General features: G+C 46.2%; 13 protein-coding genes. 7 read left to right on the forward strand and 6 right to left on the reverse strand.

Going from position 1 to position 13491, the window contains the following annotated elements; all coding sequences use genetic code 11:
- Positions 1-52 precede the first annotated feature (52 nt).
- Both ppc and CAG60_RS11210 read left to right on the forward strand, forming a co-directional pair.
- Complete coding sequence (gene ppc / locus CAG60_RS11205) at positions 53-2686, forward strand: phosphoenolpyruvate carboxylase (RefSeq protein WP_161426185.1); 2634 nt, start codon at positions 53-55, stop codon at positions 2684-2686.
- Between the two features lie 354 nt (positions 2687-3040).
- On the forward strand, positions 3041-3580 hold the full coding sequence (locus CAG60_RS11210) for a PadR family transcriptional regulator (RefSeq protein WP_158139081.1): 540 nt from the start codon (positions 3041-3043) through the stop codon (positions 3578-3580).
- 108 nt (positions 3581-3688) lie between these two features.
- Here the strand turns inward: CAG60_RS11210 and cysE are convergent, their stop codons facing one another.
- The 5 genes from cysE to epmA all read right to left on the reverse strand — a co-directional run bounded on the left by cysE (position 3689) and on the right by epmA (position 7976).
- Positions 3689-4510, reverse strand: a complete 822-nt coding sequence (gene cysE / locus CAG60_RS11215; RefSeq protein WP_004394470.1) for a serine O-acetyltransferase — start codon at positions 4508-4510, stop codon at positions 3689-3691.
- 137 nt (positions 4511-4647) lie between these two features.
- Positions 4648-5682 (reverse strand): NAD(P)H-dependent glycerol-3-phosphate dehydrogenase, encoded by a 1035-nt coding sequence (gene gpsA, locus CAG60_RS11220; protein ID WP_040903938.1) that lies wholly within the window; start codon positions 5680-5682, stop codon positions 4648-4650.
- A 178-nt stretch (positions 5683-5860) separates the two neighbouring features.
- Positions 5861-6328, reverse strand: coding sequence for a protein-export chaperone SecB (secB, locus tag CAG60_RS11225; protein WP_004394468.1), 468 nt, complete (start codon positions 6326-6328; stop codon positions 5861-5863).
- A gap of 167 nt (positions 6329-6495) precedes the next feature.
- Positions 6496-6930, reverse strand: coding sequence for a rhodanese-like domain-containing protein (locus CAG60_RS11230; RefSeq protein ID WP_158138969.1), 435 nt, complete (start codon positions 6928-6930; stop codon positions 6496-6498).
- 71 nt (positions 6931-7001) lie between these two features.
- Positions 7002-7976: an elongation factor P--(R)-beta-lysine ligase gene (gene epmA, locus CAG60_RS11235; protein ID WP_161438954.1), complete on the reverse strand. Its 975-nt coding sequence runs from the start codon at positions 7974-7976 to the stop codon at positions 7002-7004.
- 315 nt (positions 7977-8291) lie between these two features.
- Here epmA and frdA point away from each other — a divergent pair, with 315 nt between their 5' ends.
- The 4 genes from frdA to frdD are packed head-to-tail and all read left to right on the forward strand — an operon-like array spanning position 8292 to position 11619.
- Positions 8292-10103 carry a fumarate reductase (quinol) flavoprotein subunit gene (gene frdA, locus CAG60_RS11240; RefSeq protein ID WP_158138971.1) on the forward strand — a complete coding sequence of 604 codons (1812 nt, stop codon included), beginning with the start codon at positions 8292-8294 and terminating at the stop codon, positions 10101-10103.
- Positions 10103-10861 (forward strand): succinate dehydrogenase/fumarate reductase iron-sulfur subunit, encoded by a 759-nt coding sequence (locus tag CAG60_RS11245; RefSeq protein WP_004394462.1) that lies wholly within the window; start codon positions 10103-10105, stop codon positions 10859-10861. Before frdA ends, CAG60_RS11245 begins: the two co-directional genes overlap by 1 nt.
- A gap of 1 nt (position 10862) precedes the next feature.
- Positions 10863-11246, forward strand: a complete 384-nt coding sequence (gene frdC, locus CAG60_RS11250) for a fumarate reductase subunit FrdC (RefSeq protein WP_161438955.1) — start codon at positions 10863-10865, stop codon at positions 11244-11246.
- A gap of 10 nt (positions 11247-11256) precedes the next feature.
- On the forward strand, positions 11257-11619 hold the full coding sequence (gene frdD, locus CAG60_RS11255; RefSeq protein ID WP_158144625.1) for a fumarate reductase subunit FrdD: 363 nt from the start codon (positions 11257-11259) through the stop codon (positions 11617-11619).
- A 247-nt stretch (positions 11620-11866) separates the two neighbouring features.
- On the opposite strand, the gene efp is transcribed toward frdD, so the two are convergent.
- Positions 11867-12433 carry an elongation factor P gene (efp, locus tag CAG60_RS11260; RefSeq protein ID WP_004394459.1) on the reverse strand — a complete coding sequence of 189 codons (567 nt, stop codon included), beginning with the start codon at positions 12431-12433 and terminating at the stop codon, positions 11867-11869.
- A gap of 32 nt (positions 12434-12465) precedes the next feature.
- On the opposite strand from efp, the gene epmB reads away from it, so the two are divergent.
- On the forward strand, positions 12466-13488 hold the full coding sequence (epmB, locus tag CAG60_RS11265) for an EF-P beta-lysylation protein EpmB (RefSeq protein ID WP_161438956.1): 1023 nt from the start codon (positions 12466-12468) through the stop codon (positions 13486-13488).
- Positions 13489-13491: the final 3 nt, after the last annotated feature.

The following is a 13491-nucleotide window of genomic DNA, read 5'->3' on the forward strand; positions in this document are numbered from 1 at the left end:
TGTAATTAAATAGATGACATTGGATGTAATTTTTTTACAAGGCAGGATGATAATGAATGAAAAATACGCCGCTCTAAAAAGTAACGTGAGCATGCTGGGTCGATTATTAGGGCAAACCATCCAAGCTGCTGACGGCGACGTTATTTTGGCAAAAGTCGAAACCATCCGACAACTTTCTAAATCAGCTCGAGCCGGCAACCAAGCCGATCGAGAAAAACTCATCGAAGAAATCAAACACCTCAATAATGATCAACTGACTCCGGTCGCGCGCGCCTTTAACCAATTTCTCAACTTAACCAATATCGCGGACCAATATCATACCATTTCTCGGCATAGCGAAGACCATCTTGGTGAAGCCAACGAGCTGCAAAGCTTATTCGCAAAATTGGCCGATAAAAAAATCAGCCAATTCGATGCAATCCAAGCCGTTCGTGATTTAAACATTGAATTAGTTCTCACCGCCCATCCGACGGAGATTACTCGTCGTACCATGATCAATAATTTGGTCAAAATTAACCAATGTTTATCGAATCTTGAGCTGAGCGATCTGTCTTCTAAAGAACGTCAAAAAACTGAACGTCGTTTAGAGCAATTAATTGCTCAAGGCTGGCACTCTGACGTCATTCGTAAACAACGTCCAACACCACTCGATGAAGCGAAATGGGGCTTTGCGGTGGTCGAAAACTCTCTCTGGCAAGCCGTTCCAGAATTTTTACGTGAGCTAAACGACAATATTAAAGCTAACCTTGGTGAAGGGTTACCGATTGACGCACGTCCCGTGCATTTTTCGTCTTGGATGGGTGGAGATCGCGACGGCAACCCCTTTGTGACCCATAGTGTCACACGTGAAGTTTTACTCCTCTCACGCTGGAAAGCCGCCGATTTATACTTAGCTGACATTAATGAATTGATCAGCGAATTATCAATGACCAAGTGTACCGATGCACTCCGCGCTTTAGCGGGTGAAGAAGAGCACGAACCTTATCGCGCGGTCCTCAAAGGTGTACGTCACTTATTGCAAGACACACTGGATATTCTCGACAGTAAATTACATGGCCAAAAATTGGCGGTTAAAGCGCCTTTACGGACCGAAAGTCAGTTATGGGACCCATTATACGCGTGCTATCAATCACTGCATGAATGTGGCATGGGGGTGATTGCCGATGGATCACTGCTTGATGCTCTGCGTCGAGTCAAAGCCTTTGGCGTCCATTTGGTTCGTCTCGATATTCGTCAAGAAAGTAGCCGCCACGCTGAGGCATTATCCGAACTGACACGCTATCTAGGGATTGGCGATTACAATCAGTGGAGCGAACAAGACAAACTGGCTTTTTTAACCAATGAGCTGAGCTCTAAACGTCCGCTACTTCCGCTAGATTGGCAGCCGTCTGAATCGGTCAAAGAGGTCTTAGAAACGTGCAAAATCATTGCCGCCCAACCGCAAGATGCCTTTGGTGCTTATGTAATTTCTATGGCTCATACCGCCTCTGATGTCTTGGCTGTCCATCTATTATTAAAAGAGTCTGGCTGCCCTTACCGCATGAGTGTCTGCCCGTTGTTTGAAACGCTCGACGATCTCAATAATGCCGAAAGCGTGATTAAACAGCTACTCGCTATCGATCTCTATCGTGGCTTCATTCAAAACCAACAAATGGTGATGATTGGCTATTCTGATTCCGCAAAAGATGCAGGGGTGATGGCCGCCGGATGGGCTCAATATCGGGCCATGGAAGACTTGGTCAAGGTGTGTGAAGAAGAGAGCATTGATCTGACGTTATTCCACGGTCGTGGTGGCTCGATTGGTCGTGGTGGTGCGCCGGCTCATGCTGCGCTGTTATCACAACCACCGAAGAGTTTAAAAGCCGGATTGCGCGTCACCGAACAAGGGGAAATGATCCGTTTTAAACTTGGCTTACCCGAAGTTGCGATCAACAGCTTGCATCTTTACGCCAGCGCTATTTTAGAAGCGAATCTATTACCACCACCAGAACCAAAGCAAGAGTGGCGCGACTTAATGGAAGTCCTCTCACAAGTCTCTTGTGAAGCGTATCGAGCGATTGTTCGTGGCGAACCGGATTTTGTCCCTTACTTCCGTCAAGCAACCCCTGAACTTGAGTTAGGTAAACTGCCGCTTGGCTCACGCCCAGCCAAACGTAATCCGCAAGGTGGTGTGGAGAGCCTACGAGCGATCCCTTGGATCTTCTCATGGAGTCAAAACCGTTTGGTACTCCCAGCGTGGCTCGGTGCTGGGGAAGCGATTCAATACTCGGTTGATAAAGGCCATCAAGCTCTGCTTGAGGAGATGTGTCGTGAATGGCCATTCTTCTCTACTCGCTTAGGCATGTTAGAGATGGTATACACAAAATGTAACCTTGATGTCTCTCGTTACTATGACCAACGTTTGGTCGAGCCAGCATTACGTCCATTAGGCGATCGCTTACGAGACCAGCTCCAAAAAGACATCAAAGCGGTACTCAATGTTGAAAATAATGAGAACCTGATGCAAAGCGATCCGTGGGGTCATGAGTCGATTCGTCTGCGTAATATCTATGTTGAGCCATTGAACATGCTGCAAGCTGAGTTGTTGTATCGGACTCGTCAATCCACCGAGGCGGATCCCGAGTTAGAGGAAGCGTTAATGGTCACTATTGCTGGCATTGCAGCCGGAATGCGCAATACAGGTTAGTAAAAACAGAATAAAACTCTAGACAGAGACCAAAAGGCCATCTAAAGATGGCCTTTTCTATGCCTTTCCGCGATTATTGAGAAAATTATCAACTTTTTTATTCGAAAAACTGTTTTTATTCTACTTTATGCTTATTATTTAGATATAATGCTAAACCCTGTGATGCCCTAATAACTATTTCAAATCACAGTCCAATCAATACAACATCATAATCCTAGGTGATACAAGGCTTTTTAAGGTGACAGAGACAGCACTCGATGCTGCATGACTGATACCTCATATCCCAATGTACCGATAGAAGTACATAAGATGGTTCAGTCGATTACGAAGTTACTCACCATTTGGATTAAAGACATGTCATTACCACACGTTATTCTCACCGTTCTTAGTACTCGTGACGCTACTGGATACGATATCACTAAGGAATTTTCAGCCAGTATTGGCTATTTTTGGAAGGCAAGTCATCAACAAGTTTACCGTGAACTGAACAAAATGGGGCAGCAAGGGTTAGTGACTTGTGTACTAGAGCCTCAAGATGGCAAGCCTGATCGTAAAGTTTACTCAATAACAGAAGCCGGCCGCCGAGCTTTAGGCGAATGGTTTGACCAACCAACGGCACATCCAACCGTTAGAGACGAGTTCAGTGCGAAGCTCATGGCGTGCTCAGTACAATCTGCTGAACCTTATCGTCTCCAGTTAATTGGATTAATTGAGGAATCTCGTAAGCTTGTTACCCACTATCAAGACATCGAGTCTGCATACTATGCCAATCCTGCGATGATGGATAAACAGCAGCGTTTAGAACGCCTGACCTTACGCCGTAATTTACTTACCCGTCAAGCATGGATCGAATGGGCAGAAGAGACGCTCGCTGAACTCAATGCGATGGCTTGATTGACCCAACATGAAAAAGAGGATGCTGAGCATCCTCTTTTTTTGTTGGTTTACTTCCCTTCCTAACCGCCACTCGAAGTGGTCAGGGTAGCTAAGGTAGATAGGCGATCAAATACCATCACCACCAATAAAGGTTTGTGAGCGACCATTAAATTGCTGGTCCATATCTAATGAGGGCTTATCTGTTTTCGGACGACCAACAATACGCGCTGGCACTCCAGCAACGGTGGTATGAGGAGGTACCGGCTGCAATACCACTGAACACGAGCCAATTTTCGCGCCTTCACCGACTTCAATATTGCCCAGGATCTTGGCCCCCGCACCAATCATCACTCCTTCGCGAATTTTTGGATGACGATCACCACACTCTTTACCAGTACCACCTAGCGTCACATCTTGTAAAATGGAGACGTCATTTTCAACCACGGCGGTTTCACCAATCACAATCCCAGTTGCATGGTCAAGCATGATGCCACAGCCAATGGTTGCAGCAGGATGAATATCCACCTGACAAGCCACTGAAATTTGATTTTGTAGATAAGTCGCCAGTGCAATGCGCCCTTGCTTCCAAAGCCAGTTGGCGACGCGATACCCCTGTAGCGCATGATAACCTTTGAGATACAATAGCGGCATCGAGTACATCGATACGGCAGGATCACGATTCACGGTCGCACAAATATCGCAGGCAGCAAACTCACTGATCGTCGGATCAGCGGCCAAAGCTTCCTCTACCACTTCACGCACCGCCATGGCCGGCATAGAAGCCGTATTGAGTTTATTGGCTAAAATATAGCTTAATGCTGCCGATAAACTGTCATGCTTAATGATCGTCGCGTGATAGAAACTCGCCAACATCGGCTCTTGTTCCGATTGTTCACGTGCTTCTTGGATGATGGTTTGCCAAACTTTTTTCTGTGCGCACTGCTTCATTTTATTTTGCCTTTCACTGACTTAGCCTCATCACGCTCATCCTCCAGACGGGTCGCGATAGCACTATCCTTCCACAGTATCTATCAGGTATTGAAAATTCAACCGTTATCGATTACTGATCACATCAGCAGTCTCGATCATTGCTCAGCTTTTTTATCTCGTGCGAGCAAGTCTTGCGCAGCCAAACGGGCATCTTTACCTTGATATAAGACCTGATAAATTTGCTCAACAATCGGCATTTCAACCCCCATACGCGCAGCTAATAACGACACTTCCTTGGTATTACGATAACCTTCAACCACTTGTCCAATCTCTTGCTGAGCAGCATCCACCGCTTTACCTTGACCCAACGCTAAACCAAAACGACGATTACGAGACTGGTTATCGGTGCACGTTAATACTAAGTCGCCTAATCCTGCCATGCCCATAAAGGTTTCTGGCTGTGCTCCTAAGGCAGCGCCAAGACGAGACATCTCTGCTAAACCTCGAGTAATTAACGCCGTACGTGCATTAGCACCAAAACCAATCCCATCGGACATGCCTGCACCAATCGCAATCACGTTTTTCACTGCACCGCCCAGTTGCATGCCGATAAAATCATGGTTGGCATACACTCGAAAGGTTTTGTTGCAATGGATTTTTTCCTGCAAGTCGACAACAAACTGAGCATCAGGCGAAGCCACCGCTATTGCCGTTGGCATGCCCATAGCAAGCTCTTTTGCAAAGGTAGGGCCAGACAGTACCGCTAATGGCACACGACTGCCGAGAATGTCGAGGGCGACGTCTTGCAATAAACGTCCCGTTTCAGGTTCAAGGCCTTTGGTTGCCCAGCAAAGACGACTGTCTTGACGCAGATGAGGTTGTAAGCTGCGTAATACTACCCCGAAGACATGGCTCGGAACGACAACCAGTAAATCTTGGCTGGCCTGCACCGCTTTCGACAAATCAGATTCAATAATTAAACTGTCTGGAAAGGCAATCCCGGGAAGAAACTCTTGGTTGGCACGATCAGACTGTAAACGAGCCATATGCTGAGGATCATGCCCCCATAACACAATATTTGCTCCATTACGTGCTAGCGAAATAGCCAGAGAAGTACCGTAAGAACCGGCACCAATCACGGTCATGGTTATCGGTTTGCTACTGACATGCTGTGCTTTCGAATCGGTCATTTTTTTACCTAATGAATAGCGAATGAATGAATAACCTGAACGGCTCGTAACCGCTTATTAGATCGAGACTAAAAACAAAAATGCACATCGCTTAGCTCAATGAGCGGCTCTGTGCATTTTTCTACCTATTCCTAAGCGAGGTCAAGCAGTAAGGAATATAGACAGCCATTAAATCAAATTAAGCTTGCGCAGTTTCACCGGCAGCTTGCTGTTGTAGGTAGTTCATAAATAGAGCGTCGAAGTTGACTGGCGCTAGGTTTAACTGCGGGAAAGTACCTTTAACCACTAAGCTCGAAATAGTTTCACGCGCATAAGGGAAAAGAATATTTGGGCAGAATGCACCCAAACAATGAGCCAGTTGGCCCGCTTCCATTTGCTCTGCAGTAAAAATACCCGCTTGCTGAACTTCACACAGGAAGGCCGTTTCTTCAGCATTTTTTACCGTTACTGTCAAACGAAGCACGACTTCATAGACACCCTCACCCAACTCACGACTTTGCGTGTCTAGATCCAATTTAACATCTGGATTCCACTCTTTTTGAAACATCGTCGGAGAGTTTGGTGCTTCAAATGAAACGTCTTTGAGGAAGATACGTTGAATTGCGAAATTTTGTTGTGGTGCTTCTTGTTGTGCGGCTTCAGCCATGATTAAAATCCTTAATATCAAAAATAGTGGTCAGTCAACTGTCTTGAGACTAAACGAGTACCGATAAATCATCCAGAGGGCGTTGCCAATCAATGGCAACGATCACAACTCGAATCATTCAGCGCAGCTTGTGGCAAGCAACATTACTCAAAACGACACAGCAACGATTACTTTTTGCCACGAACCAAAGGTAACTTCGCTTCACTCCACGTTACTAAACCATTTTTAAGCAGACTAACATTTTCAAATCCTGCTTTGGCTAGATGTGTCGCGGCTTCACGAGAGTTATGGCCTGTTTTACATACGACTATGATGGGGTCAGCTTTATGTTTTTCAATAGCAGGGAAGTTACCCGCTTTGATCTCAGATGGTAAAATGTGAACTGCGTCAGTAATATGTCCCTGCTTATATTCATCTTTAGTACGAATATCAACCACAATCCCATTTTCACGGTTCATTAAATGGGTCACCTGAGCGGCACCGATCTCTTTATAGACGGCGGTGGAAGATTTATAAATATTTAAGATCAACGCGATAAACACCCCTACCCATGCGAGGGAGAGGATCATGTTCTGTTGAAAAAAGTCAATGTACTCTTGCATATCCTGTGCTCTTACAGTGGAAATTCAAAACAGTGATGGAGTATAACGGGCTTGCCAGCTTGACGCGAGTGCTAAGCGCGAGGAAAAGGAAAAGCCGTGACCTTATCGATGTGATCTTCATCCAGTGCCAACATGATCAAACGATCAATCCCTAACGCGACACCAGCGCAAGCAGGCAATCCCGCAGCCAAAGCCGCCAATAAATGCTCATCGATCGGCTGCGCAACAAGCCCCATCGCCACTCTTTTTTGGTTATCTTGTTCAAAGCGTTTGCGCTGCTCAGCCGCATCGTCTAATTCATGGAAACCATTCGCCAATTCGATGCCTTTAAAGTACACCTCAAAGCGATCCGCCACTCGTGGATCGTTTCGGTTTACCTTGGCTAATGCGGCTTGAGAAGCCGGAAAATCGTACACAAACACAGGTTTATGTTGCCCGATATGAGCTTCAACCCCAATGCTGAACAGCAATTGCAACAAAGTATCACGATCTTGCTCAGGCTCAGCGATATCACTGAGACCTAATTGAGCAGCCACCTGCTTAAGCTCGACGAGGTTAGCCTCAAGCGGACAGACGTTTAATACCTGCAAAAAAGCATCTTGATAAGTGATTCTCTCCGCGGTATCGGTAGAAAGTATCATCTGCAGTAAAGCATCCACCTCATCCATCAAATCATGATGATCAAAACCGACTCGATACCATTCGAGTAAGGTGAACTCGGGATTATGATAACGACCATTTTCTTCATTACGAAATGCTTTGTTGATTTGATAAATAGAGCCACTACCTGCCGCCAGTAAGCGTTTCATATGAAATTCAGGACTGGTCATCAGATACAAGGTTTTTCCTGCGGCATAATCCGGCCCAACAAATTGAGTTTGAAAGGTTTGCAGATGGATGTCAGTTACCGTCGCCTGACTCATGGCAGGAGTATCTACCTCTAGTACCTCACGCTCAGCAAAAAATTGGCGGATATTCTGTAATAAACGGGCACGCTGCTGTAATTGGGCAATTGATGCACTCGGCATCCACTGTGGCTGACTCATAAAAAATATCTGTTATTGAACAAAGAGCATCATTTTACTCTGAGAAACCAAAAAACCAAATAAACCACAGCACACACTCTGTACGTGATCGTTATCACACAAAGCACATTAAGTATGCTTGTACTTGCACTACCGAAGCAAAAACCCAACAGAATCAATTTTTTCTTCGCTCTGCTCTTCTACACTAGAGCCAGCACTTGAGTTCAAGTGTTGAGTAGCGAGAGCGGATCAAGAATCTTTCTAGCCGCATCACGCGCCACATAATAATCAGAGGCGATAACCAAGCCTCACAATACACTACACTGGAGGATAACTGTGCAAACGATTACCACAGATATCGCAGTCATCGGCGCTGGTGGCGCTGGTCTTCGTACTGCTATTGCAGCGGCTGAAGCTAACCCAAATTTAGAAGTTGCACTAATTTCTAAAGTTTACCCTATGCGTTCCCATACCGTTGCCGCTGAAGGTGGCTCCGCAGCAGTTATCAAGGAAGAAGACAGCCTAGACAATCATTTTAACGATACCGTTGGTGGTGGTGATTGGCTGTGTGAACAGGATGTCGTCGAATATTTCGTTGCTAATGCAACCCGTGAAATGATCCAAATGGAGCAATGGGGTTGTCCTTGGAGTCGTAAAGACAATGGGGAAGTCAACGTTCGTCGTTTTGGAGGCATGAAAGTCGAACGGACTTGGTTTGCCGCCGACAAAACCGGCTTTCATATGCTGCATACTCTCTTCCAAACTTCAATTAAATACCCACAAATCAAGCGTTTTGACGAATACTTTGTGGTCGATTTATTAGTCGTTGATGGTGAAGTGCAAGGCCTGATTGCCATTCATATGGCAGAAGGTGAACTGGTCATTATTAAAGCAAAATCGGTAGTGCTCGCTACTGGCGGTGCTGGACGTGTCTACCATTGCAATACCAACGGCGGTATTGTAACGGGTGATGGCATGGCGATGGCGTATCGTCATGGTGTGCCACTGCGTGATATGGAATTTGTCCAGTATCACCCAACCGGACTACCAGGTACCGGTATTTTAATGACCGAAGGCTGCCGAGGAGAAGGCGGTATCATCGTCAATAAACATGGTTACCGTTATTTACAAGATTACGGCATGGGCCCAGAAACCCCAGTTGGTCAGCCGAAAAATAAATACATGGAACTTGGACCACGTGACAAAGTGTCACAAGCTTTCTGGCACGAACAGCAAAAAGGCAACACCATTAAACATCCATTAGGTGATGTTGTCCTACTTGATTTGCGTCATCTTGGTGAAGAATATCTGCAAGAACGTTTACCGTTTATTTGCGAACTATCAAAAGCCTACGTTAACGTTGACCCAGCGAAAGAGCCTATTCCTATTCGTCCAACGGTCCATTACACCATGGGTGGTATCGAAACCAATGGCCAGTGTGAAACTCGCATTAAAGGCTTATTTGCGGTGGGTGAATGTGCCTCCGTTGGTCTACACGGGGCCAACCGTTTAGGCTCTAACTCATTAGCTGAATTTGTTGTCTTTGGCCGCGTCGCTGGTGAACATGCCGTGCAACGGGCGGAAAGCTTTAAAGGCTGGAACGACTCGGCGATTAACGAGCAAGTCAAGGCCGTTGAAGCACGGATTCAAGCATTGATGAATCAAGAGGGTGATGAAAACTGGGCGACGATCCGTACCGAAATGGGTCATAGCATGGAAGCGGGTTGTGGAATCTATCGCCAAGAAGATCTAATGCAAACCACCATCGATAAGTTAGCTGAACTGAAAGAGCGTTATAAGCGCATCAGCATCAAAGATAAAGGTAAAGTCTTTAATACCGATCTGCTGTATGCGATTGAAGTCGGTTATGGCTTAGAGGTGGCGCAAGCCATGGCACACTCAGCGATGCTACGTAAAGAATCGCGTGGTGCTCACCAGCGTCTTGATGAAGGCTGCACTGAACGTGATGATGTCAACTTCCTGAAACACTCATTGGCCTTTTATCAACCGGATAGCGCACCAAAGATTGATTACAGCGATGTAAAAATCACTAAGTCTCAACCTAAAGCGCGCCTCTACGGTGAAGCCGCTGATCAAGCCGCAGCCGCAGAAAAAGCCGCCGAGCAACGCGCAGAGGAGCAAAAATAATGGCCGCAGACCGTATTCAAAAAGTCGATATTTTACGTTACGACCCAGAGCAAGATGCAAAGCCTCATTTACAGGCGTTTGAGATACCGTTTGATGACACGATGTCGGTCCTCGATGCCCTCGGTTACATCAAAGATAATGTCGATAAAGATCTCGCCTATCGCTGGTCTTGTCGGATGGCGATTTGTGGCTCTTGCGGCATCATGGTCAATGGTGTGCCTAAGTTAGCCTGTAAAAGCTTCCTGCGTGACTATCCAAATGGTGTCAAGATTGAACCGCTCGCTAACTTCGCGATTGAGAAAGATTTAATCGTCGATATGACGCCGTTTATCGAACGACTAGAAGCGATTAAACCGTACATCATTGGTAATGATCGTACCCCTGAAGATGGTGCGAACTTACAAACGCCAGAGCAGATGGCTCGCTATAAGCAGTTTGCAGGCTGCATCAACTGTGGTCTGTGTTATGCCGCTTGCCCTCAATTTGGACTTAACTCTGAGTTTATCGGCCCGGCAGCACTGACCTTGGCGCACCGTTATAATTTGGATAGCCGAGATAACGGTAAAGCCGAGCGCATGAAACTGATCAACGGTGATAACGGCGCTTGGGGCTGTACTTTCGTTGGCTACTGCTCAGAAGTCTGCCCAAAACATGTTGATCCGGCTGCAGCCGTTAACCAAGGCAAAATCGAGTCCTCCATGGATTTCGTGATTGCCATGTTGAAACCTGACGGTTCACCTAAAAAAGTGGAGGCATAGAATGAGTAATCGTAAACCTTACGTTCGTGAAATGACCCGTACGTGGTGGAAGGATGATCCTTTCTATCGTCTTTATATGGTACGCGAAGCAACCGTACTGCCACTCATTCTATTCACGCTATTTTTGACTATCGGGCTGGGATCTTTAGTCAAAGGTCCCGAGGCTTGGCAGAATTGGTTAGCGTTTATGGCGAATCCACTGGTTGTAGCGATTAACATCGTTGCTCTAGCGGGGAGCTTATTTCATGCACACACCTTTTTTGGCATGATGCCGCAAGTCATGCCGATTCGCATTAAAGGTAAGTTGCTGGATAAAAAGATCATTGTCTTAACTCAGTGGGCGGCAGTGGCTGTCATTTCACTGATCGTTCTCATTGTGGTGTAAGGAGCTTATTGTGGTGAATACCAATCCAAAACGTTCAGACGAACCCATCTGGTGGAGCCTATTTGGTGCTGGTGGTACTTGGTTTGCGATGATTACTCCGGTCACGGTACTCGTGCTTGGGATCATGGTTCCACTGGGTATGATTGATGCGCAAGCCATGAGTTATGAGCGAGTCACTGCTTTCGCGACCAGCATTATTGGTGCTTTATTTATTATAGGTACCCTTGCTTTGCCGATGTGGCATGCCATGCACCGTCTACATCATGGTATGCACGATCTGAAATTTCACACTGGCTTGGCGGGAAAAATTGCTTGTTACGCATTTGCGGCGCTGATTTCTGTGTTAGCCGTTGTGTTTATTTTTCTGATCTAGTTACGCAAGCTGATTTAACCATTCAACCTTCCATCGATGCTCACCCCTGATGGAAGGACACTAAACGTAAGAGCCAGCGCATTGCGCTGGCTCTTTTATCTCTATTTGATGAGATATGCCCAAACGAGTTGAAGATGCAGGTAGGCGGCAAGTGAGTAAATCCCCATGAGCATAGGCAAACTATGTGATTGAGGTGAACAAACGTAGCCAATACCGCAGCAGCTTCAAGTAGGAAGGGGATAGAAGCTTATTTCACGCGTCCAACATACTCGCCACTGCGGGTATCGACTTTAATCACTTCACCAATAGCGATAAATAAAGGTACGCGAACTACAGCGCCAGTAGCTAAAGTCGCAGGTTTACCACCAGTACCTTGCGTATCGCCTTTTAGGCCAGGATCGGTTTCGGTGACTTCTAATTCAACGAAGTTTGGTGGCGTGACCGAGATTGGGTTACCATTCCATAATGTCAAAGTGCAACTGGTGTTTTCAACCAACCATTTCGCGCTATCACCGACTGATTTTACATCCGCGGCAATTTGCTCAAACGTTTCGTTGTTCATAAAATGATAGAATTCACCATCGCTGTACAAATAATCCAGATCGATGTCGATCACATCAGCCACTTCGGCAGAATCACCTGACTTGAAGGTTTTCTCTAACACTTTACCAGAAAGCAATTTACGGATACGTACACGGTTAAATGCTTGACCTTTACCTGGCTTCACATACTCGTTTTCGAGAATGACACAAGGCTCATTATCAAGCATAATTTTCAGACCGCCTTTAAATTCGTTCGTGCTAACAGTAGCCATTTTTTCCTCTTACCTTCTTCGAGTTAAATTCAATGCCAAATATAATAACCCGAAAACACCAATCTGTTGAGCAAAACTGGCTGCAACAGCTAGCGAATGGGATCTCCGATCCCGAGCAGTTACTCACACAGTTAGCCATCGATCCATCGCCTTGGCAATCTGGCTTTAAAGCCAGAGCGCTTTTTGCGCAGCGAGTGCCCCAGAGTTTTGTTGAGCGGATGGAAAAAGGTAATCCTCACGATCCCCTTTTGCGCCAAGTGCTACCATTGAGTGACGAATTTATTATTCACCCTGGCTACTCGACGGATCCACTCGAAGAACAAAATAACTCGACGCCGGGGTTATTGCATAAATACCGTAATCGCTGCTTACTGATCGTCAAAGGTGGCTGCGCGATCAATTGTCGCTACTGTTTTCGACGCCATTTCCCTTATCAAGACAATAAAGGCAATAAATTGGTGTGGCAGCAAAGCCTCGACTACATCGCCCAACATCGACAGCTCAATGAAGTAATCCTTTCCGGTGGCGATCCACTCATGGCAAAAGATCATGAGCTGGGCTGGCTCATCGAACAGATTGCCGCTATCCCACACATTAAGCGATTACGGATTCATTCTCGCTTACCCGTGGTGATCCCCGCTCGCATTACCGATGAACTAGTAAGCTTATGCGCCGAAACTCGTTTGCAGGTGATCCTCGTAACCCATATTAATCACGCTAATGAAATTAATGCTGAACTGAGCCAACAACTGGCTCGCTTAAGGGCCGAAAAAGTAACGCTACTCAATCAAAGCGTGCTCTTAAAAGGCGTCAACGATTCAGTACCGGCACAAGTCGCATTAAGTGAAGCATTATTTGATGCTGGAGTTTTGCCCTATTACTTGCATGTACTAGATAAAGTGCAAGGCGCGGCGCATTTTTATGTTAGTGATGAGCAAGCTAGAGCGATTATCGCAGGGCTGATCGAGCAAGTGTCTGGTTACTTAGTTCCCAAGCTAACCAGAGAAATTGGTGGACGACCGAGCAAAACGCCCTTAGATCTCCACCTCGAATGATTC

The organism is Vibrio sp. V33_P6A3T137, assembly GCF_009904835.1.
Taxonomy (GTDB): domain Bacteria; phylum Pseudomonadota; class Gammaproteobacteria; order Enterobacterales; family Vibrionaceae; genus Vibrio; species Vibrio metschnikovii.